This is a genomic window from Pseudomonas sp. 8(2025) (assembly GCF_052665325.1).
This window is the reverse complement of record NZ_JBQOIE010000008.1, coordinates 31,956-55,605: the sequence shown is the minus strand read 5'-3', so window position 1 is coordinate 55,605 and position 23,650 is coordinate 31,956. Positions and strand designations below refer to the sequence as shown.

The following is a 23,650-nucleotide window of genomic DNA, read 5'->3' as shown; positions in this document are numbered from 1 at the left end:
GCCTGCACCGTTTTTTAAGGTTTGAGCCATGCGCGTTCTGATTGCCGAACACGATCACGCTGTTTATGCCCGCCTGTTGCGTCAGGCGGCCCCGGAGCTGGAAGTGCTGACCAGTGGCGACTCCGCCGAGCTGGCACGGTTGGCGGCGGATTGTCCGGTCTGGCTGGGGCAGCCGGACCTGCTGGCCACCCTGCTGCGCCAGGGGCACCAGCCCCAGTGGCTGCAATCCACCTGGGCCGGCATTACCCCGCTGCTGGCCGACGGCCTGCCGCGGCACTACCGCCTGACCCGGGCCGTGGGCATCTTCGGCCAGGTGATGGCCGAGTACGTGCTGACCTACATCCTGGGCCATGAGCGCGAGGTGCTGGCGCGCCTGGTGAGCCAGGTCGAGCGCAAGTGGGACAACCGCCTGGGCCAGAGCCTGGTGGGGCGCAAGGTGCTGATCGTCGGCACCGGCGACATCGGCCAGAGCGTGGCGCAGTTCCTCCTGCCGTTTGGCGTGAAGCTGTACGGCATCGCCAGCCAGCCCCGGGAGCAGGCGCCCTTTATCGAAGTGGCCGGCCTGCAAGACCTGGGGCGCCTGGTGGGGGAGGTGGACTACGTGGTCAACCTGCTGCCCAACACCCCGAGCACCCACGACCTGTACGACGCGGCGCTGTTCAAGCAGTTCAAGCCCACGGGGTTGTTCATCAATGTTGGCCGGGGCGTGGCGGTGGTCGATGCGGACCTGGTGCAGGCCCTCAAGGATGGGCATCTGGCGGGGGCGGTGATCGATGTCTGCCGCCAGGAGCCCTTGCCGCAACGGCATCCGTTCTGGACCGCCTGGGGCTTGCTGCTGACGGGCCACAGTTCGGCGCCGACCTCGCCGGAATTGATGGTGCAGTTGTTCGTCGACAACCTGCGGGCTTATCAGGCTGGGCAGGCCCTGCGCGGCGAAGTGGATTTCGCCCGGGGCTATTGAAACTGACCTGATCGCAGGAGCGAGCTTGCTCGCGAAAGCCGCGCTTGCCAGGCAAGCGCGGCGCCCTTCAGGGCTTCGCGAGCAAGCTCGCTCCTACAGAGGCGATCGCGGCTTTAGAGGCTGAAATCGCCTTCGGCCACGGTTTCGCTCAGGGGGCGACGCGGGCTTGGCTCTTCCCGGGCCTGGAGGTAGTCGGCCAGGGTCGACTTGTCTCCCAGCTTGCCTACGGCCACGGCGGCGTGCACGGCATAGCCTTCGGGGATCTTCAGTTCCTTGCGGGTCAGTTCCTGGTCGAAACCGGCCATGCCGTGGGTGTGCCAGCCACTGAGGCTGGCTTGCAGGGCCAGGTGCCCCCAGGCCGAACCGGTGTCGAAGGTGTGCCACAGGGCCGGGGTTTCCTCGCTGGCGCCGGGCACGGTGAAGGTGGTCTTGGAAATCACGATCACCAGGGCCGAAGCGTGTTGCGCCCAGCCACGGTTGAATTCGTTGAGCAGGCCGAGGAAGCGTTCCCAGTTCGGCGTGTCGCGGCGGGCATAGAGGAAGCGCCAGGGCTGCGAGTTGTAGGCCGAAGGCGCCCAGCGTGCGGCTTCGAAGAAGCTCAGCAGGGTTTCTTCGGGGATGCTTTCGCCGGTGAAGGCCCGGGGCGACCAGCGCTGGGTGAACTGCGGGTGGATGGCGTAGTCGGCAACGCGAGTGTTGGCGCTCATGGAAAAACTCCTGGCAGCATGTGAGATGAGTGGAATAAACCGGCAAGCGCAGATGAGCTGAGCGAAGGGGTATTCCTGACCCCGTGCGGTTTGCCGGGTGCAACGCGGTCAAGCGTTAATGGCACACGGACGCGGGTCGGTCCGAGGGGCAAAGCTACTGTGCCCATGGCCCGCTGACAAGTCCCGGCCTACCGACAGTCGCCAGCGCTTGGCCCGCCGGTTCTTCGGCACTAGACTGGCGGCCTTTTCACCCTCGGATATTGATGCTTGAGCCATGGCCGCCAAAGTCGAACCTTTCTGGATACGCAAAACCCTCGAACAACTCGACCAGGACGAATGGGAGTCGTTGTGCGATGGCTGCGGTCTGTGCTGCCTGCAAAAGCTTGAAGACGAGGACGACAACAGCGTCTATTACACGCGCATCGCCTGCAAGCTTTTGGACCTCAAGACCTGCCAGTGCAGCGATTACCCCAACCGCCGCGACTCGGTGCCCGACTGCATCCAGCTGACCCCGGGCAAGGCCGACGAATTCAAGTGGCTGCCTCCCACCTGCGGGTACCGCCTGGTGAGCGAGGGCAAGGACCTGCCCCTTTGGCACCACCTTGTGTGCGGCGACCGCGATGCGGTGCACCACGAGCGTATTTCCCAGTCCGGCCGCATGCTCGCCGAAGGCAGCGTGGCGGAAGAGGATTGGGAGGATCATCTGATTTTCCGCGCAGGCTGAGGGTTCGCCGCGCCGGCTTCAAGGTTTCAATAGCAAGGAGAGGGTATGAGGGTGGGGGCGAAGCTGGCGCTGGCCGCTGCGATGCTGGCATTGAGCGCATCGGCGTTTGCGGCGAAGAAGGTCGATCTGGATTATCACGTGCGCTTCCTGCCCCAGAGCGATCAGGCCGAAGTGCGCCTGACCCTGGCCGACGGCGCGGCGCTGCGCAGCCTGGATTTCGATCTGGGCTCGACCGGCGACTACAGCGACTTCAAGGCCGACGGCCAATGGCAGGCCGCCCCCGCCGGTGCCGGCGGTCAGCGTGGTGTCTGGCGTCCGGCCAGCGGCAAGGCCAGCCTGAGCTACCGGGTACGCCTGAACCACAGCATCAAGAAGGGCAGCTATGACAGCCGCAGTACTGCCAACTGGGCCCTGCTGCGCGGCGAAACCCTGGTGCCGCCGGCGCACCTGGACCAGCAGGACGGCATCGAGCTGGTGGCGCGCCTGGATTTCGAACTGCCCGCCGGCTGGAAGAGCATCGAGACCGCCTGGCCGCGGATCGGCAAGCACCGTTTTCGCATCGACAACCCCTCGCGGCTGTTCGACCGTCCCGCCGGCTGGATGCTCGCTGGCACCCTGGGCAGCCGCCGCACGCGCCTGGGGGAAACCGACGTCAGCGTGGTCTCGCCACTGGGCCAGGGTATGCGGCGCATGGATGTGCTGACCCTGCTGACCTTTGTCTGGCCGCAGGTGCAGGCGGTGTTTCCCCGCCAGCCGAGCAAGCTGTTGATCGTCGGCGCGGCCGATCCGATGTGGCGCGGCAGCCTGGCCGGGCGCGATTCACTGTTCCTGCACAGCCGCCTGCCGCTGGTCAGCGAGAGCGGCGCCAGCCCCTTGCTGCGGGAGCTTGTGCAATCTCTGGCACGGATCAACGACAGCCAGCGCAGCGACTGGATCAGTGAAGGGCTGGCGCAGTACTACGCCATCGAGCTGCTGCGCCGTGCCGGTGGCATCAGCGATGAACGTTACCAGGTGCTGGAGAAGCGCCTGGCCCGGGACGGCCACAAGGTCACCAGCCTGCGCGGCGAACAGGTGGACAGCGCCACAGTGGCCAAGGCGGTGTTGCTATTGCAGGAGCTGGATCGGGAGATTCGCCTCAAGACCCGCAACAAGCGCTCCCTGGACGATGTCCTGCAAGCGGCGATGCGCCTGGAAAGCGTCAGCACCGCCGAATTCATCCAGCTCAGTGAAAGCGTGCTGGGCGAGTCCTCCAGGGTCCTCGACTCCAGCCTGCTGCGCTGACCCGGCGCGGCTGGGGCCCAGGCGTCCATGAGGACGCCCCGGCCTCAGGCCTTGGGCACCTTCACTTCATCATTGCTGGCGGCCTTGGCGTTGCGGCCGGCGGCTTCGGCATCGGCTTTCAGGTTGCGCAGCTCTTCTGCAGCGCGTTCGATCTTGTTGCGCACGTTGTTCATGTCCTGGCGGCTTTTCTCCAGCAGGCTTTTCGCCGAGCTGTGCCCGGTGATGCCCCGGGCCAGGGCCACGCCGCCGATGGCTACCTGGATCAGGCCGAATACGCCGCCACGGCGCAGGCCCTTGCCCATCATCACCACGCCGCCGGCCAGCGAGCCGATGCGCTCCCAGCCCTGGACATTCTGGGTGGGCTGGCTCTGGAACGGGGTCGATTCGATGGTTTGCAGCTGTTTGCGCTCGCTCATGATCTGTCTCCAAGGGCGGTAAGGGATACAAGGCTGACTGCACGAAGGCGTCACAGGTTCCCGGACAATGACCGGCGTGTGCTCAGAACTTGGGACCGGAGCGGGTGTTGTTGCCCTTGGCCAGGCGATCGTAGAGCACCACGTTGACTGTCGCTGCCAGGTTCATGCAACCGGTGGTGGGGATGTAGACCACGTCCTCGCACCAGTCGCGGATCTCCTTGTCGAGGGAGCCGTCTTCCGGGCCGAAGATGTACAGGGCGCGATCCGGGTGGGTGTATTCGGGCAGTGGGCGGGCACCCTCGACCAGTTCCACGGCCACCGGAATGCAGCCCAGGGGGAGGATTTTCTTCAGGTCGTCGATGCCGATCAGCGGAATGTCCTGGTGGACCTTCTTGGTGTCGGTGACGAAGTCGCGGGCCCGCTCATAGCGCTTGCCGGTGTAGAACACCGAGGCGACGCCATAGCAGCCGGCGGCGCGCATCACCGAACCGACGTTCTCCGGTGACTTGGGGTTATACAAACCGATGCAGCTGTACCTTTTGTTTGCCACGAACAAAGCGCCTTGGGGGAAAAGAGCGCGATTATACGGGGATTGCCCACGGCTCGGTGGCTTGTTGTGGCGAGGGAGCTTGCTCCCGACGCCGGCCAATGCAGTGTAGCGGGCCGGCCGGGGACACAGGGTTTACAGCTGCCTTGCCGCCGAACGGGAGCACGCTCGCTTGCCACAATATGCCCGGCGGCTGGTGCTTACTCCGGGTCTTTCTTCATCAACCCGGCCAGGGCGGCGAACGGGTTGTGGGTCGCCTTGGCGACTTTCGGGGTGCTCAGGGAGCCTTCGCCGAAGTACTGCTGGTCGGTGTAGCGCGAGTGCTCGTTATCGTGGCAGTACAGGCACAAGAGTTCCCAGTTGGAACCGTCCTGGGGGTTGTTGTCGTGGTTGTGATCGCGGTGGTGCACGGTCAGCTCGCTCAGGCGCTTGCCGGAGAACTCCCGGGCGCAGCGGCCGCAGACATGGGGGTACATTTTCAGTGCCTTGTCGCGGTAGCCCATTTCCCGGTCGCGCTGGGCGTCGGCAAGGATACGGTCCAGCTTGGCGGTGTTGGACGGGGGAGTGGACGAACTCATGGGTTCACCTTTGTAGAAGGACTAATGACGGTAATGGACAAAGTTTAGCTCAGGCCTTGAGCTTCTCGGCAATCCAGATGGTGTGCCGGGTGCCGCGATTGCCATGGGCGAAGACCTGCACTTCCTCGGCCTTGAAGCCGGCCTTGCGCAGGCGCTCGGAGAACTGCCGGTCGGCGCTGGCCGACCACACCGCAAGAATGCCCTTGGGCCGCAGGGCCCGGGCGCAGGCGGCCAGGCCGGCGCTGGAGTAGAGCCAGCTGTTGGCTTTCTGGGTCAGGCCTTCGGGGCCGTTGTCGACGTCGAGCATGATCGCGTCGAAGCCCTGGGGCTCGGCCTGCAGGACCTTGGCCACGTCTTCCAGGCGGATCACCGTGCGCGGGTCCAGCAGCGGCCGGCCGGACTTTTCGCCGAGCGGGCCACGGTTCCATTCCACCACCCCGGGCACCAGCTCGGCGACCACCACCTCGGCGCTCTTGCCCAGGTGCTTGAGAGCCGCGGCCAGGGTGAAGCCCATGCCCAGGCCGCCGATCAGCACCCGCGAGTTCGGGCGCCCGGCGACCTTGCTGCAAGGGATCTGCGCCAGGGCGTCCTCGGAACCGTGCATGCGTGTGTTCATCAACTGGCCGCCGTCGCCGCCCTGGATCTTGATGACGAAATCCTCACCGTATTCGAACAGGCACAAGGCACCGCCGTTTTCAGGAATCGCAGTAGTGTCCAGCAGTACGAAACGTTTCATGGAGATCTCATTGAGGAAGGCAAAACGCCCCGGTTGGGAGTAGCCTGACGCCAGACAATAGCAATGGAGCCATTGATGAAGCGCACTATTCTAACGGTGATTGCCCAAGCGGCGCTCGCCCTCACCGCAGCCCTGGCGCTTGGTGCCGGCCCGGCTTTGGCCGACGAGCCGCAAAGTGCCCCGGTGGTGACCCCGGCGCCGACCCTCGGCACCCCGGGTACCGCGACCCCTACGCCTTATCCGCAAGTCACCCCGCCCAGCACGCCGAAAGCCGGCAGCAGTGGCAGCGCGCCCCTGCTGCCGCCGATCGACATGCCCAGGCCGCCCAAGGACCAGACCCTGCCGGGGCTGGAGCAGAACGACAGCAAACCCAAGGTTCAGGGTTGATGGATGTAGCGGGCGAGGGTACCCCGGGGCTCAGATCTGCTGCGCGAGCAACTGGCCGTCGGCCATGCGCAGCCGCTTTGACAGCGACACGGCCAGGGCGCGGATGATCTTGGCGGCGATCTTTGGCGCATCGTTGAGCATCTTCTCCAGGGAGTCCTTGCCCAGGTTGAGCAACTGGCAATGGCTGGCGGCCACGCAGGTAGCCGAACGTCGCTCGCCATCGAGCACCGCCATTTCGCCAAAGGCCCGGCCGCTGCGCAGGGTCGCGATGGTCAGGGGCTGGCCGTCGTGGTTGCGCTTTTGCACAGCTACCTGGCCGCTGTGGATGATGCACATGAAGCTGCCGGCATCGCCCTCATGAAAGATCGCTTCGCCCTCGGCGATGCTGCTGATGCTGAAGTAGCCGGCCGCAGCGTTGAAGTCGGCGGGCAACAACTGGTCGAACAGGCCGCAGTCCATCAGCCAGTCGCGGATCTCGTTGTTCAGTAAGGTGGGTTCGGACATGGGATCACGGTCTTTTTCTTGTGTCTGTTGCACGGGCGCAGGCCCGGTCCGGCGGTTGCCGGCGGCGTTCTGGGTTAAGACAGGAACGCCGCCGGGAGTTCCTCAGGCCAGGCCCAGAATGTTCAGGATAAAGGCGTATTCGAGGGCTACGTCACGTAATCCCTGGTAACGCCCGCTCATGCCGCCATGGCCGGCCCCCAGCTCGGTCTTGAGCAGCAGCGGGTTGTCGTCGGTCCTGGTGGCCCGCAACCTGGCCACCCATTTGGCCGCTTCCCAGTACTGCACGCGGCTGTCGTTGTAGCCAGCGATCACCAGGAGCGCAGGGTAGGCCTGGGCGCGCACGTTCTCGTAGGGCGCGTAGGCCTTGATCCGTGCGTAGACCTCGGGCTCCTCGGGGTTGCCCCATTCGTCGTATTCGGTGACGGTCAGCGGCAGCTCCGGGTCGAGCATGGTGTTGAGCACATCGACGAAGGGCACTTCGGCGATGGCGACCTTGAACAGGTCGGGGCGCTGGTTGAGTACCGCGCCGATCAGCAGGCCGCCGGCGCTGCCGCCACTGATGGCCAACTGCTGGGCGCTGGTCAGGCCCTGGGCGATCAGGTGTTCGGCGCAGGCGATGAAGTCGCTGAAGGTGTTCTGCTTGTGTTCCTGCTTGCCGGCGCGGTACCAGGCCTCACCCAGCTCGCCGCCGCCGCGCACGTGGGCGATGGCAAAGGCCACGCCGCGATCGAGCAGGCTCAGGCGGGCGTGGGAGAACCAGGGGTCCAGGCTTTCGCCGTAGGCACCGTAGCCGTAGAGGTACAGCGGCGTCGGCTGGCCCAGGCAGTCGCGCTTGACCACCAGGCTGATGGGCACTTGGGTGCCGTCGGCGGCGGTGGCCCAGAGGCGCTGGCTGACGTAGGCCTCGGGGTCGAACGGGCCCAGTACCGGGGTTTCCTTCAGCACCTGCTGCTGGCCGTCGGCCAGTTGCAGCTGGCGCACCTGGGCCGGGCGGTTCAGGGCCTCGTAGCGCAGGCGGATGCGCTCGCTGGAAAACTCCAGGCTGTTCTGCACGTGCAGGCTGTAGGCCGCATCCGGCAGTTGCACGCGGTACACCGGCAGGTCCCGGGGGTGCACTTCGATGATCGGCAGGCCGCCTTCGCGCAGGCTCAGGGTCATGGCTGCGGCGTTGAGGGTCACGCCGTCGAGCATCACCTCGGGGTTGTGCGGCACCAGCAGTTGCCAGTCGTCCTGCTCGGGGATCACGCCGTTGTCCGCGGCCTGGTAGAGAGCGAAGTTGATGCCGTCGCGGTTGCTGCGGATGAACCAGGTCCATTGGCCGTCCAGCAGGCCGTGGTCGACATCGTATTCATGGCCTTCGACCCGCGGCGCCAGGCAAGTGAACGGCAGCTGTGGCTGCGTGGCGTCCAGGGCCCAGGTCTCGCCGGTGGTCTTGCTGCCCAGGGACAGCAGCAGTTGGCGTTCGGAGCTGGAACGGTAGCAATGCAGGAAGAAGCGTCCGTCCGGTTCGTGGAACACTTCCTCGGCGGCGGTGCCATCCAGCCGGTAGCGCAACAGCTTGTGCGGGCGGTGGGTATCGTCCAGCTCGCCGAAGAACAGGGTCAGGCTGTCGTTGGCCCAGGTCATGCTGCCGTCGCAGTTGTCGAAGGACAGCTCGCTGACTTTGTCGCTGGCCAGTTCCTTGACGAACAGCGTGTAGATTTCCTCCCCAGTGGTGTCGAGGCTGTAGGCCAGGCGCTGGTGGTCGGGGCTGATACTGAAGGCCCCGAGGGAGAAGAAGCCGCCATTGGCCAGGGCGTTGGGGTCCAGCAGCAGTTGCTCGCGGCTTTCGTCCACCGTCAGGCTGTCGTCCGCCGGGCGCGGGCAGCGGTAGTGGCGGGCGTATTCGTCGCCGGCGGTGGTGCGGGTGTAGTACAGGTACGGGCCCCAGGGCGAGGGCAGGGACAGGTCGGTTTCGAGGATCCGCCCCTTGATCTCCTGGAACAGCGTTTCACGCAGGGGCCCCTGATGCGCCAACTGGGCGTCCAGGTAGCTGTTTTCAGCCTTCAGGTAATCGAGCACCGCGTCGGTGTCGCGTTCCTGCAGCCAGGCATACGGGTCAGCGCCTTCGGCCTTGTGGGCAATCGGGGCGCTGGTGTCGTTGGCGGTTAAGGGCATGGGTGGCTCTCGGGCGATGACAAATGAGGGCTGGGCAGACGGCGGTGCAGCCTGACACGGCAAAAGTCGTTATCATAAGCGCCTCTTTGCCTGCCTTGCCATGGACACCATGACCGAGAACGACTATCTGATCGCCTGGGGGCTCTATGCCTTCGCCGCCTTGGGCTGCCTGCTGGTGTGGATGCGCCTGACCCGCTGGATGTGGCGCTGGCTGCGCGAACCGCTGCGAGTGCTGGTGGCGGTGCTGCTGTTCAGCCCGACCATCATCGACCCGGTCAAGGAAAAATTTGCCCCGGCCGTGGCCATCACCGCCCTGGATATAGCCTTCAAGGTCGGCAACAACGCCTGGCGTGCGGTATCCGACCTGTTCATGTACGGCATGATCGCCTTTGGCGTCTACCTGCTGTTCGTGCTGATCCGCTGGCCCGTCGAGCGCGCGGCCAGGGAGCGCCGGGAACGCAACGAAGCGGCGAAAGCTGCCGCCAAGGCTGCCGAAGTGGAGGATGACCAGCCCTTCGGTGGCGCCGGCAATGACCGTTACGGCCGCCAGCCTGCAGCCGGCACCCCCCTGAATACGCGGGTCGAACCGCGTTTGTAACGCTGCCCCCGGCATTGAAGCGAGAGTCCGAGCATGTGTGAGTTGTTGGGCATGAGCGCCAATGTACCGACCGATATCGTCTTCAGCTTTACCGGGCTGATGCAGCGCGGCGGCCGCACCGGCCCCCATCGCGACGGCTGGGGCATCGCTTTCTATGAAGGCCGCGGCCTGCGCCTGTTCCAGGACCCGGCGGCCAGCAGCGAGTCGGAAGTGGCCAACCTGGTTCAGCGTTACCCGATCAAGAGCGAAGTGGTGATCGGCCATATCCGCCAGGCCAACGTCGGCAAGGTCTGCCTGGCCAACACTCATCCTTTTGTCCGCGAGCTGTGGGGCCGCAACTGGTGCTTTGCGCACAATGGCCAGTTGGCGGATTTCCAGCCCCAGGCCAGCTTCTACCGCCCGGTGGGCGATACCGACAGCGAAGCGGCTTTCTGTGACCTGCTGAACCGGGTGCGGGCCGCCTTTCCCGAGCCGGTGGAAATCGAGGAACTGCTGCCGACCCTGATCCAGGCCTGCAGCGAATACCGCAGCAAGGGCGTGTTCAACGGCCTGCTCAGCGACGGTGACTGGCTGTTCTGCTATTGCTCGACCAAACTGGCGCAGATCACCCGGCGCGCCCCATTCGGCCCGGCGCGGCTGAAGGATGTGGATGTGATCGTCGACTTCCAGGCCGAAACCACGCCCAACGACGTGGTCACGGTGATCGCCACTGAACCCTTGACCGAAAACGAAACCTGGACCCGCTACCAGCCGGGCCAGTGGAGCCTGTGGCGGCGCGGTGAATGCGTCAGCCATGGCCAGACCGAATAAGGACATCCCTATGTTGCTCAGTTATCTGCGGCTGGTGCTGTTCGCCGCCGGCCTGTTGATCGGTGTGCAAGTGCCGGGTTTCATCAGTGATTACGCCAAGCGCGTCGAGGCGCATCTGATCGAGTCGCAGCACAGCCTGCAGGGCTTCCAGGGCACCGCGCAGCAATTCTTCAAGGGCGACATGAACGCCCTGGTGGCCCATTACCGGGCCAGCGACGATCCGGTGTTTCGCAGCGATGCCGAGAGCCTGAGCGGCTTGCTCAGCCGCCAGCTGGCCCTGGACAAGCAATACCAGGCGATGCAGGGGCCCTGGTACATCCGCCTGCTGCAAGTGGCCCTGGCCCCCGACCCGGAAATCCGCAAGGAAACCTGGGACGGCTACAGCTACCAGATCCTGCTGACCCCGGAAGCCATGATCTGGGGTATCAGTGGCGCCTTGCTGCTGTCCTTCGGCCTGGAATGCCTGTACCGGCTGATCGACTGGGTAGTGCTGGGCGGCAAGCGCCTGCGCCAGAGCCGCCCGATTGAAGAGCGCGACCTCAAAGGCCTCTGACCCCCTGTAGGAGCCGGCTTGCCGGCGAAGGGGGCCGCGTGGCTTGCGCCTGACTGAAGATCGCCTTCGCTGGCAAGCCAGCTCCTACGGGAGCCGTATCGATTTTGTTTTCTGTGTAGGAGCCGGCTTGCCGGCGAAAGCGGCGCGCCTGACACACCGCTGCGCGCGGTTCGCTGGCAAGCCAGCTCCTACGAGGGGGGCGATGGCGATGTTCACTGGGGTTCCATGAGCACCAGGTAATCCGCGCCGACCTTCTGCCCATAGCGCTGCACCACGCGCTGGCACAGCTCGACTATGTCCTCCACCAATTCCACTCCCACCCGCCACGACACCACCACTTGCAGGTTCGGCGGGCGCTGTTCGATGGCCAGCAGGGTCAGTTCGCCCCGGGCCAGTTCCTCGCGCACCAGCACCGGCGGCAGGGCGCCGATGCCGAAGCCGTCCCGCAGCAGGCGGGTGATGGCCGACACCGAGTTGACGCAGTTGAGCCGCGGCGCCAGCACGCCGTTGGCCTGCATCAGGCTCAGCACCTGCTGGTGGGGCAGGGAGTTCTTCGAGTAGGTGACGATCCGTTCCCGGGCCAGCTCGGCGACGTTGGCGTAGTCGCGGTTGTAGATCGAGTTGCTGGCGGCGATCCAGCCCATGGGATAGCTGGCCAGTTCCAGGCTGCGGATGCTTTCCTGGCGCAGCAGGTCGGTTTGCAGCACCAGGTCCAGAAAGCCCTTTTGCAACTGTTCGCACAGGTTCAGCGACGTGTCGGCCACCAGCTCGATTTCCACCTGCGGGTAGTGGTCCATCATCTCCGCCACCAGGGGGCTGAGCCAGGTGTGGATCACCGTATCCATGACCCCGATGCGAACCCGCCCGACCTTGCTCGACGGCGCTTGGATGGACTGTTTCAGCACCTGCAGGGTGTCGAGCATCTGCTCGGCGTGCTCCAGCACCTTGACGCCTTCCGGGGTCAGGCTGACGCCCCGGGAGTCGCGCAGGAACAGCTTCACGCCCAGCTCGCCCTCCAGCACCGCGATGCGGCTGGAGATCGCCGCCTGGGTGGTAAAGAGTTTTTCCGCGGTGTGGCTGAAGCTCTTCAGCCGCGCGACCCAGACGAAGGTTTCGAGGAACTTGAGGTTCATGGGATCAACTTTTCTTATGCATAAGGGCAGTTTTTATTAGTTGGACGCAGTTGGCGCTCGAGCCGAAGAATGCGCCAACCCACGATATGCGTCGTCGGGGCCCAGAACAACACCAATAAATTACCCTGGAGATCGCCATGAGTGCGCCCGAAACACTGGCCGCCAAGGCCCCGCGCCGCGCCGGCCCGTTTGACTGGTACCGGGACATCAACCAGCAGGAGCGCCGGACATTCTGGAGCTGCAAGCTCGGTTATGGCCTGGATGGCATGGACACGCAGATGCTCAGTTTCGTGATCCCGACCCTGATCGCACTGTGGGGCATCACCTCCGCCGAAGCCGGGCTGATCCATACCAGTACCTTGCTGGCCTCCGCCCTGGGGGGCTGGATCGCCGGGATCCTCTCCGACCGCATTGGCCGGGTGCGCACGTTGCAACTCACGGTCCTGTGGTTCGCATTCTTTACCTTTTTGTGTGGCCTGGCGCAGAACTACGAGCAGTTGCTGATCGCCCGGACCCTGATGGGCTTCGGCTTCGGTGGCGAGTGGACCGCCGGGGCGGTACTGATCGGCGAGGTGATCCGTGCCAAGAACCGTGGCAAGGCGGTGGGCATGGTGCAGTCCGGCTGGGCCCTGGGCTGGGGCATAACGGCGTTGCTATATGCGCTGCTGTTCTCCCTGCTGCCGCCGGAAGACGCCTGGCGCGGGCTGTTCCTGCTGGGCATCCTGCCGGCGATCTTCGTGATTTTCGTCCGCCGCCTGGTCAAGGACCCTGAGGTCTATCGCCAAACCCGGGCCCGGGAAGAGCCCAGCAACCCGGCCCGGTTCTACGAGATCTTCGCCCCGGGGATCCTCAGCACCACCCTGCGCGCATCGCTGTTGGCGGCGGGGGCCCAGGGCGGCTACTACGCCATCACTTTCTGGCTGCCGACCTTCCTCAAGACCGAGCGCGGCCTGAGCGTGCTGAGCACCGGCGGCTACCTGGCCATGGTGATCTTCGGCTCCTACATGGGCTATGTGATCAGCGCCTACCTGACCGATATTCTCGGGCGCAAGAAGAACTTCGTACTGTTCGCCGCCGGCTCTTTCACCATCGTCCTGCTCTATACGCAAATGCCGGTGAGCAACGCGGTGATGCTCTGGCTGGGCTTTCCCCTGGGCTTTTTCGCCTCGGGCATCTTCAGCGGCATGGGAGCGTTCCTCACCGAACTGTTCCCCACCCGCATCCGCGGTTCCGGCCAGGGTTTCTGCTACAACAGCGGCCGGGCGCTGGCGGCGCTGTTCCCCCTGCTGATCGGCCTGCTCAGCCAGCATGTGCCGCTGGGCGCGGCCATCGGCACCTTTGCCGCGGTGTCCTACGGCGTGGTGGTGCTGGCAGCCTTGAGCCTGCCGGAAACCCGCGGCAAGGAACTTGAGGCACGCTAACTGATAATCTGCGGGGCATTGCCAGCGCTGCCCCGCAGCGGACCCCTTATAAAAACACAGGAACACTGACCATGAGCCGCCTGTTATTGAATTGCGACATCGGCGAAAGCTTTGGCAACTGGACCCTGGGCCTGGATGCCGAAGTCATGCCCTTTATCGACTGCGCCAACATCGCCTGCGGTTTCCACGCCGGCGACCCGGGCATCATGCGCAAGACCGTGGCCCTGGCCCTGGCCAATGGCGTGCGCATCGGTGCGCACCCGGCCTACCAGGACCTGGCCGGCTTCGGCCGCCGCTCCATGAGCTACTCGCCCGAGGAGATCCAGGACCTGCTGCACTACCAGGTCGGAGCACTGGACGGCATCTGCCGGGCCCAGGGTGGCCGGGTCGAGTACGTCAAACCCCATGGCGCGATGTACAACGACATGATGGCCAAGCCTGCGCAACTGCGGGCGGTGATCCAGGCCGTGGCAGCCTACGACCCGCAACTGCCGCTGATGCTCATGGCCACCCGCGACAACAGCGCGGCCCAGGCCCTGGGCGATGAGTACGGCGTGCCCCTGTGGTTCGAAGCCTTTGCCGACCGCGCCTACGACAACGCCGGGCATCTGGTGTCGCGGCAGTTGCCGGGGGCGGTGCACCATGACGCGCAAACCATCCTCCAGCAGGCCCTGACCATCGCCCGCGGCGAGCCCCTGGCCGCCAGCGACGGCAGCGCCTTGCTGCTGCACGCCAACACACTGTGCGTGCATGGCGACAACGCCAGTTCGGTGGCGGCGGTGCAGCGCATTCGCGAGGCCCTGAACCAGCAGTCCGGCCTATGAAGCCACAGGTTGAAGTAGTTGCCATCGACTGCCTGATGGTGCGGCTGTTCGAGGTGATCGCCGAGGACAACATGCCCTGGATGCTGGCCGCCGCCGAAGGGCTGCGGCGGGCCTTCGGCGAATCTCTGGTCGATCTGGTGCCGTCCTATACCACGCTGATGGTGCATTACGATTTGCTGGCCCTGAGCCCGTCCGAGGCCCGGCAGCGGATCGAGGTCGCCTTGACCGACCTGGCGCCCGGCACCACCCAGGCCGGGCGCGAGCACGTGCTGCCGGTGTGGTACGACCTCAGTGTCGGGCCGGAACTGGTGCTGTTGTCCCGGCGCAGCGGGCTGTCGGTGGCCGAGGTGATCGAGCGTCACAGCCAGCGTGAATATCAAGTGTTTGCCCTGGGCTTCGCTCCCGGGTTTGCCTTCATGGGGCTGGTGGAGGAGGCACTCGCGGCGCCGCGGCTGAACACCCCGCGCAAGCGGGTGGCGGCGGGCAGTGTGGGGATCGCCGAACGGCAGACCGCGGCTTACCCGGTGGTATCGCCGGGGGGCTGGAACCTGATCGGCCGCACCCCGAGCCGGTTGTTCGATCGCGAGCGCGACGGCTACAGCCTGATGCAACCGGGGGACCGGGTGCGCTTTGCCCCAGTGGAGCGGGCCGAGTTCCTGCGCCTGGGGGGCGATGACACGCCACTGGAGGTGCCGGCATGAGCCGACTGACGATCGAGGCCAGCACCCCGCTGTGCCTGCTGCAGGATGCCGGGCGCTTTGGCGTGCGCCACCTGGGCGTGACCCAGGGCGGGGCGCTGGACTGGGTGTCGATGTCCTGGGCCAACTGGCTGCTGGGCAATGCCCTGGATGCGCCGGTGGTGGAAATCACCCTGGGCGGTTTCACCCTGCAGGCCGAGGACTATTGCCTGCTGGCTTTGGCCGGGGCTGATCTTGGGGCCTATGTGGATGAGCGGCCTTTGACCCCGGGGCGCAGTTTCATCCTGCAAAAGGGCCAGCGGCTGCGATTCACCCAGCCATTTTCTGGGGCCCGGGCCTATCTGGCCGCCCCTGGCGGTTTCGACGCGCCCAAGGTGTTGGGCAGTTGCGCCAGTGTGTTGCGTGAAGCCCTGGGTGGCCCCGATGGTTATGGCCGCGCCCTGGGCGAGGGTGGGGTGTTGAGTTATTCGGGAGCTGGCGGTGCGCTCAAGAGCCTGGCGCCTGAGCAACTGCCGGATTGGCAATCCGTTGCACCGCTGGAGGTGATCCTGGGGGCGCAGATCGGCCAGTTCAGCGGTTTGAGTCTGTTCGATACCTTCAATAGCAGTTGGAGCCTGGACAGCCGGGCCGACCGCATGGGCGCGCGCTTGCTCGGGCCGGTATTGCAGTACCAGGGCCGGCCGATGATTTCCGAGGGCATTCCCCTGGGGGCGATCCAGGTGCCGCCGGACGGCCAGCCGATTGTCCTGCTCAATGACCGCCAGACCATTGGCGGCTATCCGCGATTGGGAGCGTTGACGCCGCTATCACTGGCGCGGTTGGCGCAGTGCCTGCCGGGCAGCGAAGTGCGCCTGGCGCCGGTGGTGCAGGAAACGGCGCATCGGCAGCAGGTGGCGTTCCTGCGCCGGTTCGGGTGAGGGGCTGAAAGCTTCGCCGGCAAGCCGGCTCCTACATCGCCCTGTAGGAGCCGGCTTGCTGGCGAACGGGTTTACTTGGACAGGAAACGCATGCCTTCTTCCAGGCCACGCAGGGTCAGTGGGTACATCTGGTCTTCGATCAACTCGCGAACGATATTGGTCGAAGCGGTGTAGCCCCAGGTGTCCTTGGGATAGGGGTTGATCCAGATGAGCTTCTTGTACTTCTCCATGAAGCGCTGCATCCACACGTAGCCGGCTTCTTCGTTCCAGTGCTCCACGCTGCCGCCGGCCTGGGTGATTTCATAGGGAGCCATGGCGGCATCCCCGACGAAGATCACTTTGTAGTCGGCGCCGTACTTGTGCAGCAGGTCCTGGGTCGAGGTGCGCTCGGAGCCGCGGCGCATGTTGTTCTTCCACACCGACTCATAGATGAAGTTGTGGAAGTAGTAGTACTCCAGGTGCTTGAACTCGGTCTTGCAGGCCGAGAACAGTTCCTCGCAGATCTTCACGTGGGCATCCATGGAGCCGCCGATGTCGAACAGCAACAGCAACTTGATGCTGTTGCGCCGTTCCGGGCGCATCTGGATGTTCAGCAGCCCGGCATCCCGGGCGGTGTGGTCGATGGTGCCGTCGATGTCCAGCTCCTCCGCCGCACCCTGGCGTGCGAACTTGCGCAGCCGGCGCAGGGCCACCTTGATGTTGCGGGTGCCCAGTTCCACCGAGTCGTCGAGGTTCTTGTACTCGCGCTGGTCCCAGACTTTCACCGCCTTGCCCTGGCGCTTGCCGGCATCGCCGACGCGGATGCCTTCCGGGTTGAAGCCACCGGAGCCGAACGGGCTGGTGCCGCCGGTGCCGATCCACTTGTTGCCGCCGGCATGGCGTTCCTTCTGTTCTTCCAGGCGTTTCTTGAACTCTTCGATGAGCTTGTCCAGGCCGCCCAGGGACTGGATCTGCGCCCGCTCTTCATCCGTCAGCGAGCGCTCGAACTCCTTGCGCAGCCAATCCTCGGGGATCAGCGCCTGCAGGTGGTCGTCGAGTTTTTCCAGGCCGTTGAAGTAGGCGCCGAAGGCCCGGTCGAACTTGTCGAAATGCCGTTCGTCCTTCACCAGGATCGTCCGGGCGAGGTAGTAGAACTCGTCCATGTCGGCGAAGGTCACGCGCTGCTTGAGCGCGTTGATCAGGTCCAGCAGCTCGCGCACCGACACCGGCACCTTGGCCGCGCGCATTTCATTGAACAGGTTGAGCAGCATGGCATCAGCCTCTTAACGACTACCGCGACGGCTCATGAACGCCAGGCGTTCGAGCAATTGCACATCCTGCTCGTTCTTCACCAGGGCGCCGGCCAGGGGCGGGATGGCCTTGGTCGGATCGCGCTCGCGCAGCACCGCTTCGCCGATGTTGTCGGCCATCAGCAGCTTGAGCCAGTCCACCAGTTCCGAGGTCGAGGGCTTCTTCTTCAGGCCCGGCACTTTGCGCACATCGAAGAACACGTCCAGGGCTTCGCTGACCAGGTCCTTCTTGATGTCCGGGTAGTGCACATCGACGATCTTCTGCAGGGTGGTGCGGTCGGGGAAGGCGATGTAGTGGAAGAAGCAGCGACGCAGGAAGGCGTCCGGCAGCTCTTTCTCGTTGTTGGAGGTAATGATGATGATCGGCCGCTGCTTGGCCTTGATGGTCTCGTCGATCTCGTAGACGTAGAATTCCATCTTGTCGAGTTCCTGCAGCAGGTCGTTGGGGAACTCGATGTCGGCCTTGTCGATCTCGTCGATCAGCAGGATCACCCGCTCCTCGGATTCGAAGGCTTCCCACAGCTTGCCCTTCTTCAGGTAGTTGCGGATGTCGTGCACCTTGTCCACGCCCAGTTGCGAATCGCGCAGGCGGCTGACCGCGTCGTACTCGTACAGGCCCTGGTGGGCCTTGGTGGTGGACTTGATGTGCCAGGTGATCAGCTTGGCGCCGAAGGATTCGGCCAGTTGCTCGGCAAGCATGGTCTTGCCGGTGCCGGGTTCGCCCTTGACCAGCAGCGGACGCTCCAGGGTGATGGCGGCATTGACTGCCAGCTTCAGGTCATCGGTGGCGACATATGCGCTGGTGCCTTCGAACTTCATCTGCAATTCCTCGAACGGTGACGGCGAGCTGCCCGGGGCAGGTCGATTGAATGGGGAGTGATGGCGCGACTATAACGCGCTGCCCGGTCGACTGTGAACGTGGACGCCCCATTCAGTCTCTGAATGGAGCGTCACGGGGTGACTCAGTCAGGCGACGGCTTGGGCTGCTCGTAGCGGGCATTGAAGGCCTGGATGAAACCGTTGCGCAAGATCTGCAAAAACGCCTGGAACGCGCTGATATCTTGCTGGTGCACGCTGCCACTGAGCTCGACCCGGGTGGCGAACTGGTTCTTGCGCTGGTTCTTCAGGAGGTTTTCCCCGGCGCCCACCAGGGCCTCCCACACCGAGCGGAAAATGCTCTTGTTGCGGTTCTCCACGTCCTGCTGCCAGTTGAAGACTTCCACGTCCCGCAACAGCGGCTTGATATAGCCGTGCAACTGGCCCTTCTCGGCCTGGGCTTCGATCACCACGTCACCGTGCCCGGCATTGAAGTCGAACTTGCCGTAGGCCGAGGCGAAGTCGTTGAAGCGCTTGAGCTCGATATCCCGGGCCCGCAGGCGGAACTCGAAGTTCTCGAAGTTGCTCAAGGGGTCGAAGGTGGCGGTGCTTTCCATGGGCGCCTGGCCCTGGAGCAGGGCCTTGCCGTCGAAGCGCGCATCGCGCTTGCCCTGGGTGTCCACCACGTTGGTCAGGTTGTAGAAGCTGGCGTTGACCTGGGTCGCGCCGATGTTCACCGGCGGCTTGGAGCTGAAGTTGCGAAAGTGGATCTTGCCGTCATCGATCCGCAGTTCGTCGAGGGTGATGGGCAGCAGCTTGCCCAGTTGGGCTCGCCAGTCGGTGCCCTCACCGGTCTGCGATGCCTGCTTGTCGGCCCCGCCGTCGACGAAGTTCAGCTCCGGCTGGATGAACTGCACCTTGGCCACTACCGCGTGGTCGTACCACAGCGAATGCCAGCTCACCGAGAGGTCGATCAGCGGCGCCTTGACGAAGGGCACCGGCACCTTGCCGCTGACCTTGACGATCTCCAGGCCATTGATGCGGTAGGCGCCGCGCCACAGGGCCAGGTCAATGTCGCTGATGCGTCCGCGGTAGTCGCCCATGTCCGCCAGCTTGTCGTTCAAGTAGTCGCGCACCAGGTAGGGCAGGGCGATATGCAGGGCCACCAGCAGCACCACCAGGCTTGCCAGGACCCACAGGGGCCAACGGTAACGAGCTTTCATGATCAGCAGCCTCCAGCCGTATACAGGCATTGACTGCGTCCGTTGGCAGACGTTCGAGTCAATGTTCCCGGGGTGGCCTGGGGCGCAGGTTCGGGGAACGCAGGAGCCGGGCCATGAACTCGGCGTCGCTGATGTGTGTCTTGCATAGGCCCGACTGGCCCGGGTGTTGCGCGACTGGACGCTCAAGGGCGCCAGGCATACCCTTGGGGACTTCTTCACTGCTGCATAAGGACCCAGCCATGAGCCGAATTTTTGCTGATAACGCCCATTCCATCGGCAATACGCCCTTGGTGCAGATCAACCGCATCGCCCCGCGCGGGGTGACCATCCTGGCCAAGATCGAAGGACGCAACCCGGGCTATTCGGTGAAGTGCCGGATCGGCGCGAACATGATCTGGGACGCCGAAAGCAGCGGCAAGCTCAAGCCGGGCATGACCATCGTCGAGCCCACGTCGGGCAACACCGGGATCGGCCTGGCCTTCGTCGCCGCCGCCCGTGGCTACAAGCTGATGCTGACCATGCCGGCGTCCATGAGCATCGAGCGGCGCAAGGTGCTCAAGGCCCTGGGCGCCGAGCTGGTGCTCACCGAGCCGGCCAAGGGCATGAAGGGGGCGATCGAAAAGGCGGCGGAAATCGTTGCCAGCGACCCGGCCAGGTACTTCATGCCGCAGCAGTTCGATAACCCGGCCAACCCGGCGATCCACGAAAAGACCACCGGTCCGGAAATCTGGAACGATACCGACGGCGCGGTGGACGTGCTGGTGGCCGGGGTTGGCACAGGGGGCACCATCAGCGGTGTGTCGCGCTACATCAAGAAGACCCAGGGCAAGCCGATTCTCTCGGTGGCGGTGGAGCCGGCGACTTCTCCGGTGATCACCCAGAAACTCGCCGGTGAAGAGATCAAGCCCAGCCCCCACAAGATCCAGGGCATCGGTGCCGGTTTCGTGCCCAGGAACCTGGACCTGGCGATGGTCGACCGGGTGGAGCTGGTGACCGATGAAGAGTCCAAGGCCATGGCCCTGCGGCTGATGCAGGAAGAGGGCATCCTCTGCGGCATCTCCTGCGGCGCGGCGATGGCGGTGGCGGTACGCCTGGCGGAAACCCCGGAAATGCAGGGCAAGACCATCGTGGTGATCCTGCCGGACTCCGGTGAGCGCTACCTGTCGAGCATGCTCTTCAGCGACCTGTTCACCGAGCAGGAAAACCAGCAGTAAGCACGGATCAGGCATTCGCCCGCAGGAGCCGGCTTGCCGGCGAATGCTGACCCATATCAGGCCAGGGCCTGGCTGCTTATGCTACTTAACGCCTTTGTTGCATAACCGTTAACGCTGAATGTTGGGTTGTGCGGGTTTTTCCAGGGCCCAGGAGTGTTTATCATTGCCGGCTGCCAGGTCGGGTGAACGCTCCCCCTACAGGTGCCTATTTCCAAGGAGTCGTTGCATGAGCTTTTCCTTTACCGCCAAGGTCGCGGTGTTGTCGCTGTTCGTCGGCAGCATTCTCTACGTGCACCTGCGCGGCAAGGCGCGTCTGCCGGTACTGCGCCAGTTCGTCAACCATTCGGCGCTGTTCGCCCCCTATAACGCCCTGATGTACCTGTTCTCCGGGGTGCCTTCCAAGCCGTACCTGGACCGCAGCAAGTTTCCCGAGCTGGACATCCTGCGGGACAACTGGGAAGTGATCCGCGAAGAGGCCATGCACCTGTTCGACGAGGGTTACATCCGCGCCGCCGAGAAGAACAACGATGCCGGCTTCGGCTCGTTCTTCAAGAAGGGCTGGAAGCGCTTCTACCTCAAGTGGTACGACAAGCCGCTGCCCTCGGCCGAGGCCCTGTGCCCGAAGACCGTCGAGCTGGTGAGCGCGATTCCCAACGTCAAGGGCGCGATGTTCGCGCTGTTGCCCGGCGGCAGCCACCTCAACCCGCACCGCGATCCCTTCGCCGGTTCCCTGCGTTATCACCTGGGCCTGTCGACCCCCAACTCCGACGCCTGCCGGATCTTCGTCGATGGCCAGGAGTACGCCTGGCGCGACGGTGAAGACGTGATGTTCGACGAGACCTACGTGCATTGGGTGAAGAACGAAACCGAGATCACCCGGGTGATCCTATTCTGTGACATCGAGCGTCCGCTGAGCAGCCGCCTGATGACCCGCATCAACCGTTGGGTCAGCGCCCAACTGGGCCGCGCCACCGCGCCGCAGAACCTGGATGACGAGCGTGTCGGCGGGATCAACCAGGCCTACGCCTGGAGCAAGCGCTTCAGCGACAGCTTCAGTGGCGTGGTCAAGCAGTGGAAGCGCCGCCATCCCAAGCTGTACCGCATCCTGCGCCCGGTGCTGGCAGTGGTCGTGCTGGTAGTCCTGTGGAAGTGGCTGTTCGGATAAATCTTGCAATGAATATCGGGCGCTGGTTATATTCGGCGTCCGATGAGTCCAGCGACTCAGGTTTTTCCTCTCTCGAGAACCATCAGTACATGGCCTTTTCCCTTCTCAGCGCGGTAGTGGTTTCAGCGGTCAACGCTGGCGTCGTGCCGTGCGGGAATCAGCAGCCTGTGCAGATCGGTCATTACCCCCCACCTGTCAGTAGCACGCCGGTGTACGCAGTCGTATCACCGCCGGGCGTTGGCTTCTCGGGCTGATCAGCAACCGCTGCTGTTCCCTGCGCCCGCCTGAAAAAAACACTACTGAACTTCAGCCTCGGCTGAATTGGCTTCTTGCCTGATTACAGGTGGTTTTCATGTTGCTCATTTCAAAAAAGTCCGCGCTCGCGGCCGCTTCCACGAGCCTGTTCGTCCTGCTGTGGAGCAGTGGCGCCATCTTCTCCAAATGGGGCCTGGCCCACGCTTCACCCTTTGCCTTCCTGCTGCTGCGCTTCGTCATTGCCCTGATCGGCCTGATGCTGCTGGCGCCCCTGCTCAAGCTCAGGTTGCCCCGTGGGCGCCGGGCCATGGGCTTTGCCGTGGCCACCGGCCTGGTGCTGCTGGGGGCCTACCAGATCTTCTACATCCTGGCCCTGGACCTGAAGGTGACCCCTGGGGTCATGGCCACCATCATGGGGGTGCAGCCGATCCTCACGGTGGTGCTGATGGAGCGCCAGCGCTCCTGGAGCCGGCTGTTTGGCCTGAGCCTGGGGCTTGCCGGGCTGGTGATGGTGGTCTACCAGAGCATCGGCCTGGCGGGGATGTCCATCACCGGCATGCTGTGCGGGCTGCTGGCCCTGGTCAGCATGACCGCCGGTTCGATCATGCAGAAACGCATCACCGACAATCCCCTGGGCACGCTGCCGGTGCAGTACCTGGCAGGGCTGCTGCTGTGCGCGCTGTTCGTGCCGTTCCAGCCGTTTCACTTCGAGCACAGTGCAGGTTTCGTGATTCCACTGCTGTGGATGGGGCTGGTGGTGTCGGTGCTGGCCACGCTGTTGCTGTATCGGCTGATTGCCCAGGGCAACCTGGTGAATGTCACCAGCCTGTTCTACCTGGTGCCCGCGGTGACCGCGCTGATGGACTACCTGTTCTTCGGCAACCGCCTGGGGCTGCTGAGCCTGGTGGGCATGGGCCTGATCATCGTCGGGCTGGTGTTCGTGTTCCGCAAGCAGCCTTGACCGCCCTGGGCGGCGTGAGCTCTGCGCGCCGTCGCTGACGACACCGGCCGGGTGCAATGCCCGGTCGGTTGTTTTCCCTATTTATGGCATGAAGGGTCGACTTTTATGTCGAATGGTGGCCATATGGCATCATTGTCGAAAAGGTACTCGCCAACTGCATTGGGATAGGGCTTCAGCGCCGCGTGAGGCAGCTCGAAGAGTCGCCTGAGCAACGCTTGCAGGTGATTTTGATAACCAGTTGATTGGACTTCTTTTCTAATGCTTCCAAACAGTCCATCAGACTTTTCTCAAAATCTAAAGCCCGTACCTAGACTGACGATACAGTCCTTACACACAAGGAGAGTCAGGATGAACGTAGCGCTTGCTTCCACTGCTTTGAGTCTGTTCCTTGGGCTATCGGGCAGTTGCCTTGCCGCCACTCCCTCAGGGCAAGGCATCATCCGTTTTTACGGCAAGATCGTAGAGTCCAACTGCACCTCCAATGCTGCCAGCGATGGGCTGAACTTGCGGCAGTGCCCTCAGGGCTCGCGCGGGGGATCCATTGACGTTCGGCGGGTCGGCCCGCTGGCCAGCGCCAGCGGCCCGGGAAACTCCGTAGTCAAGGTCAAGCTCCTGGCCGACAGCGGGCGCGAGGGGCGCTATTACGACCAGCACTATGCCGTTATCGACCAGGCCGGCAAGGCCGTGACCTCGGGCGCCTACCTGATCACCCTGAGTGTTCCTTGAAGCCGCAGCCGTCGGCAGCCTCTGGCCATAGCACGCCAAGCTGAGGGCC

General features: G+C 64.3%; 26 protein-coding genes. 15 read left to right on the top strand and 11 right to left on the bottom strand.

The window, feature by feature from the left end; translation table 11 throughout:
* The first annotated feature begins 28 nt into the window (after positions 1–28).
* Positions 29–961 carry a D-2-hydroxyacid dehydrogenase gene (locus tag ACUXVH_RS16500; RefSeq protein WP_011059835.1) on the top strand — a complete coding sequence of 311 codons (933 nt, stop codon included), beginning with the start codon at positions 29–31 and terminating at the stop codon, positions 959–961.
* A 113-nt stretch (positions 962–1,074) separates the two neighbouring features.
* Here the strand turns inward: ACUXVH_RS16500 and ACUXVH_RS16495 are convergent, their stop codons facing one another.
* Positions 1,075–1,668 carry a nitroreductase family protein gene (locus ACUXVH_RS16495; RefSeq protein ID WP_011059836.1) on the bottom strand — a complete coding sequence of 198 codons (594 nt, stop codon included), beginning with the start codon at positions 1,666–1,668 and terminating at the stop codon, positions 1,075–1,077.
* A gap of 274 nt (positions 1,669–1,942) precedes the next feature.
* Here ACUXVH_RS16495 and ACUXVH_RS16490 point away from each other — a divergent pair, with 274 nt between their 5' ends.
* Together ACUXVH_RS16490 and ACUXVH_RS16485 are read left to right on the top strand one after the other, a co-directional pair.
* Positions 1,943–2,392 (top strand): YcgN family cysteine cluster protein, encoded by a 450-nt coding sequence (locus ACUXVH_RS16490; protein WP_015634549.1) that lies wholly within the window; start codon positions 1,943–1,945, stop codon positions 2,390–2,392.
* Between the two features lie 45 nt (positions 2,393–2,437).
* Positions 2,438–3,673: a hypothetical protein gene (locus tag ACUXVH_RS16485; RefSeq protein ID WP_445495424.1), complete on the top strand. Its 1,236-nt coding sequence runs from the start codon at positions 2,438–2,440 to the stop codon at positions 3,671–3,673.
* Positions 3,674–3,717: 44 nt separating this feature from the next.
* Here the strand turns inward: ACUXVH_RS16485 and ACUXVH_RS16480 are convergent, their stop codons facing one another.
* The 4 genes from ACUXVH_RS16480 to ACUXVH_RS16465 form a co-directional block, all read right to left on the bottom strand.
* Positions 3,718–4,089 (bottom strand): YgaP family membrane protein, encoded by a 372-nt coding sequence (locus tag ACUXVH_RS16480; protein WP_011059839.1) that lies wholly within the window; start codon positions 4,087–4,089, stop codon positions 3,718–3,720.
* 82 nt (positions 4,090–4,171) lie between these two features.
* A complete protein-coding gene (locus ACUXVH_RS16475) occupies positions 4,172–4,639 on the bottom strand; it encodes an RNA methyltransferase (RefSeq protein WP_011059840.1) in 468 nt (155 codons plus the stop codon).
* A 197-nt stretch (positions 4,640–4,836) separates the two neighbouring features.
* Entirely contained in the window at positions 4,837–5,214 is a 378-nt protein-coding gene (locus tag ACUXVH_RS16470) for a YajD family HNH nuclease (RefSeq protein ID WP_011059841.1), read from the bottom strand.
* A gap of 49 nt (positions 5,215–5,263) precedes the next feature.
* Entirely contained in the window at positions 5,264–5,950 is a 687-nt protein-coding gene (locus tag ACUXVH_RS16465) for a spermidine synthase (RefSeq protein WP_015634551.1), read from the bottom strand.
* Positions 5,951–6,025: 75 nt separating this feature from the next.
* On the opposite strand from ACUXVH_RS16465, the gene ACUXVH_RS16460 reads away from it, so the two are divergent.
* The gene (locus ACUXVH_RS16460; RefSeq protein WP_445495420.1) at positions 6,026–6,337 is read left to right on the top strand and encodes a hypothetical protein; all 312 of its coding nucleotides are present in this window, start codon (positions 6,026–6,028) and stop codon (positions 6,335–6,337) included.
* Positions 6,338–6,367: 30 nt separating this feature from the next.
* Here the strand turns inward: ACUXVH_RS16460 and ACUXVH_RS16455 are convergent, their stop codons facing one another.
* Both ACUXVH_RS16455 and ACUXVH_RS16450 read right to left on the bottom strand, forming a co-directional pair.
* Positions 6,368–6,841, bottom strand: a complete 474-nt coding sequence (locus tag ACUXVH_RS16455) for a cyclic nucleotide-binding domain-containing protein (RefSeq protein ID WP_011059844.1) — start codon at positions 6,839–6,841, stop codon at positions 6,368–6,370.
* Positions 6,842–6,943: 102 nt separating this feature from the next.
* On the bottom strand, positions 6,944–8,998 hold the full coding sequence (locus tag ACUXVH_RS16450) for a S9 family peptidase (RefSeq protein WP_445495418.1): 2,055 nt from the start codon (positions 8,996–8,998) through the stop codon (positions 6,944–6,946).
* Between the two features lie 100 nt (positions 8,999–9,098).
* Between ACUXVH_RS16450 and ACUXVH_RS16445 the strand changes: the two genes are divergently transcribed.
* From ACUXVH_RS16445 to ACUXVH_RS16435, 3 genes are read left to right on the top strand one after another with little or no spacing between them, the layout of a single operon-like run.
* Entirely contained in the window at positions 9,099–9,596 is a 498-nt protein-coding gene (locus ACUXVH_RS16445) for an MFS transporter (RefSeq protein WP_123430222.1), read from the top strand.
* Between the two features lie 33 nt (positions 9,597–9,629).
* Positions 9,630–10,406, top strand: coding sequence for a class II glutamine amidotransferase (locus ACUXVH_RS16440; protein WP_011059847.1), 777 nt, complete (start codon positions 9,630–9,632; stop codon positions 10,404–10,406).
* Between the two features lie 10 nt (positions 10,407–10,416).
* Entirely contained in the window at positions 10,417–10,959 is a 543-nt protein-coding gene (locus ACUXVH_RS16435; protein WP_011059848.1) for a DUF2937 family protein, read from the top strand.
* A gap of 212 nt (positions 10,960–11,171) precedes the next feature.
* On the opposite strand, the gene ACUXVH_RS16430 is transcribed toward ACUXVH_RS16435, so the two are convergent.
* Positions 11,172–12,092: a LysR family transcriptional regulator gene (locus ACUXVH_RS16430; protein ID WP_210692922.1), complete on the bottom strand. Its 921-nt coding sequence runs from the start codon at positions 12,090–12,092 to the stop codon at positions 11,172–11,174.
* A 137-nt stretch (positions 12,093–12,229) separates the two neighbouring features.
* Here ACUXVH_RS16430 and ACUXVH_RS16425 point away from each other — a divergent pair, with 137 nt between their 5' ends.
* The 4 genes from ACUXVH_RS16425 to ACUXVH_RS16410 all read left to right on the top strand — a co-directional run bounded on the left by ACUXVH_RS16425 (position 12,230) and on the right by ACUXVH_RS16410 (position 15,952).
* Positions 12,230–13,513, top strand: a complete 1,284-nt coding sequence (locus ACUXVH_RS16425; protein WP_011059850.1) for an MFS transporter — start codon at positions 12,230–12,232, stop codon at positions 13,511–13,513.
* A 71-nt stretch (positions 13,514–13,584) separates the two neighbouring features.
* Entirely contained in the window at positions 13,585–14,337 is a 753-nt protein-coding gene (locus ACUXVH_RS16420; protein ID WP_445495414.1) for a 5-oxoprolinase subunit PxpA, read from the top strand.
* Complete coding sequence (pxpB, locus tag ACUXVH_RS16415) at positions 14,334–15,038, top strand: 5-oxoprolinase subunit PxpB (RefSeq protein ID WP_011059852.1); 705 nt, start codon at positions 14,334–14,336, stop codon at positions 15,036–15,038. The genes ACUXVH_RS16420 and pxpB overlap by 4 nt, the downstream gene beginning before the upstream one ends.
* Positions 15,035–15,952: a 5-oxoprolinase subunit C family protein gene (locus ACUXVH_RS16410; protein ID WP_445495411.1), complete on the top strand. Its 918-nt coding sequence runs from the start codon at positions 15,035–15,037 to the stop codon at positions 15,950–15,952. The genes pxpB and ACUXVH_RS16410 overlap by 4 nt, the downstream gene beginning before the upstream one ends.
* Before the next feature lie 71 nt (positions 15,953–16,023).
* Here the strand turns inward: ACUXVH_RS16410 and ACUXVH_RS16405 are convergent, their stop codons facing one another.
* The 3 genes from ACUXVH_RS16405 to ACUXVH_RS16395 form a co-directional block, all read right to left on the bottom strand.
* Entirely contained in the window at positions 16,024–17,202 is a 1,179-nt protein-coding gene (locus tag ACUXVH_RS16405; RefSeq protein ID WP_445495409.1) for a vWA domain-containing protein, read from the bottom strand.
* A gap of 12 nt (positions 17,203–17,214) precedes the next feature.
* The gene (locus ACUXVH_RS16400) at positions 17,215–18,060 is read right to left on the bottom strand and encodes an AAA family ATPase (RefSeq protein ID WP_011059855.1); all 846 of its coding nucleotides are present in this window, start codon (positions 18,058–18,060) and stop codon (positions 17,215–17,217) included.
* 143 nt (positions 18,061–18,203) lie between these two features.
* Positions 18,204–19,280, bottom strand: coding sequence for a DUF748 domain-containing protein (locus tag ACUXVH_RS16395; protein WP_065364374.1), 1,077 nt, complete (start codon positions 19,278–19,280; stop codon positions 18,204–18,206).
* A gap of 239 nt (positions 19,281–19,519) precedes the next feature.
* Here ACUXVH_RS16395 and cysK point away from each other — a divergent pair, with 239 nt between their 5' ends.
* The 4 genes from cysK (at position 19,520) to ACUXVH_RS16375 (ending at position 23,601) form a co-directional block, all read left to right on the top strand.
* A complete protein-coding gene (cysK, locus tag ACUXVH_RS16390) occupies positions 19,520–20,494 on the top strand; it encodes a cysteine synthase A (protein WP_011059857.1) in 975 nt (324 codons plus the stop codon).
* 226 nt (positions 20,495–20,720) lie between these two features.
* On the top strand, positions 20,721–21,659 hold the full coding sequence (locus ACUXVH_RS16385; RefSeq protein ID WP_011059858.1) for an aspartyl/asparaginyl beta-hydroxylase domain-containing protein: 939 nt from the start codon (positions 20,721–20,723) through the stop codon (positions 21,657–21,659).
* A gap of 352 nt (positions 21,660–22,011) precedes the next feature.
* Positions 22,012–22,875, top strand: a complete 864-nt coding sequence (locus tag ACUXVH_RS16380) for a DMT family transporter (RefSeq protein ID WP_019093320.1) — start codon at positions 22,012–22,014, stop codon at positions 22,873–22,875.
* Positions 22,876–23,223: 348 nt separating this feature from the next.
* The gene (locus ACUXVH_RS16375; protein ID WP_053156843.1) at positions 23,224–23,601 is read left to right on the top strand and encodes a hypothetical protein; all 378 of its coding nucleotides are present in this window, start codon (positions 23,224–23,226) and stop codon (positions 23,599–23,601) included.
* Positions 23,602–23,650: the final 49 nt, after the last annotated feature.

Excerpts from the sequence above, each read along its gene's own strand:
- ACUXVH_RS16500 (WP_011059835.1), top strand. The coding sequence starts at position 29 with ATGCGCGTTCTGATTGCCGAACACGATCACGCTGTTTATGCCCGCCTG.
- ACUXVH_RS16495 (WP_011059836.1), bottom strand. The coding sequence starts at position 1,668 with ATGAGCGCCAACACTCGCGTTGCCGACTACGCCATCCACCCGCAGTTC.
- ACUXVH_RS16490 (WP_015634549.1), top strand. The coding sequence starts at position 1,943 with ATGGCCGCCAAAGTCGAACCTTTCTGGATACGCAAAACCCTCGAACAA.
- ACUXVH_RS16485 (WP_445495424.1), top strand. The coding sequence starts at position 2,438 with ATGAGGGTGGGGGCGAAGCTGGCGCTGGCCGCTGCGATGCTGGCATTG.
- ACUXVH_RS16480 (WP_011059839.1), bottom strand. The coding sequence starts at position 4,089 with ATGAGCGAGCGCAAACAGCTGCAAACCATCGAATCGACCCCGTTCCAG.
- ACUXVH_RS16470 (WP_011059841.1), bottom strand. The coding sequence starts at position 5,214 with ATGAGTTCGTCCACTCCCCCGTCCAACACCGCCAAGCTGGACCGTATC.
- ACUXVH_RS16465 (WP_015634551.1), bottom strand. The coding sequence starts at position 5,950 with ATGAAACGTTTCGTACTGCTGGACACTACTGCGATTCCTGAAAACGGC.
- ACUXVH_RS16460 (WP_445495420.1), top strand. The coding sequence starts at position 6,026 with ATGAAGCGCACTATTCTAACGGTGATTGCCCAAGCGGCGCTCGCCCTC.
- ACUXVH_RS16455 (WP_011059844.1), bottom strand. The coding sequence starts at position 6,841 with ATGTCCGAACCCACCTTACTGAACAACGAGATCCGCGACTGGCTGATG.
- ACUXVH_RS16450 (WP_445495418.1), bottom strand. The coding sequence starts at position 8,998 with ATGCCCTTAACCGCCAACGACACCAGCGCCCCGATTGCCCACAAGGCC.
- ACUXVH_RS16445 (WP_123430222.1), top strand. The coding sequence starts at position 9,099 with ATGGACACCATGACCGAGAACGACTATCTGATCGCCTGGGGGCTCTAT.
- ACUXVH_RS16440 (WP_011059847.1), top strand. The coding sequence starts at position 9,630 with ATGTGTGAGTTGTTGGGCATGAGCGCCAATGTACCGACCGATATCGTC.
- ACUXVH_RS16435 (WP_011059848.1), top strand. The coding sequence starts at position 10,417 with ATGTTGCTCAGTTATCTGCGGCTGGTGCTGTTCGCCGCCGGCCTGTTG.
- ACUXVH_RS16430 (WP_210692922.1), bottom strand. The coding sequence starts at position 12,092 with ATGAACCTCAAGTTCCTCGAAACCTTCGTCTGGGTCGCGCGGCTGAAG.
- ACUXVH_RS16425 (WP_011059850.1), top strand. The coding sequence starts at position 12,230 with ATGAGTGCGCCCGAAACACTGGCCGCCAAGGCCCCGCGCCGCGCCGGC.
- ACUXVH_RS16420 (WP_445495414.1), top strand. The coding sequence starts at position 13,585 with ATGAGCCGCCTGTTATTGAATTGCGACATCGGCGAAAGCTTTGGCAAC.
- pxpB (WP_011059852.1), top strand. The coding sequence starts at position 14,334 with ATGAAGCCACAGGTTGAAGTAGTTGCCATCGACTGCCTGATGGTGCGG.
- ACUXVH_RS16410 (WP_445495411.1), top strand. The coding sequence starts at position 15,035 with ATGAGCCGACTGACGATCGAGGCCAGCACCCCGCTGTGCCTGCTGCAG.
- ACUXVH_RS16405 (WP_445495409.1), bottom strand. The coding sequence starts at position 17,202 with ATGCTGCTCAACCTGTTCAATGAAATGCGCGCGGCCAAGGTGCCGGTG.
- ACUXVH_RS16400 (WP_011059855.1), bottom strand. The coding sequence starts at position 18,060 with ATGAAGTTCGAAGGCACCAGCGCATATGTCGCCACCGATGACCTGAAG.
- ACUXVH_RS16395 (WP_065364374.1), bottom strand. The coding sequence starts at position 19,280 with ATGAAAGCTCGTTACCGTTGGCCCCTGTGGGTCCTGGCAAGCCTGGTG.
- cysK (WP_011059857.1), top strand. The coding sequence starts at position 19,520 with ATGAGCCGAATTTTTGCTGATAACGCCCATTCCATCGGCAATACGCCC.
- ACUXVH_RS16385 (WP_011059858.1), top strand. The coding sequence starts at position 20,721 with ATGAGCTTTTCCTTTACCGCCAAGGTCGCGGTGTTGTCGCTGTTCGTC.
- ACUXVH_RS16380 (WP_019093320.1), top strand. The coding sequence starts at position 22,012 with ATGTTGCTCATTTCAAAAAAGTCCGCGCTCGCGGCCGCTTCCACGAGC.
- ACUXVH_RS16375 (WP_053156843.1), top strand. The coding sequence starts at position 23,224 with ATGAACGTAGCGCTTGCTTCCACTGCTTTGAGTCTGTTCCTTGGGCTA.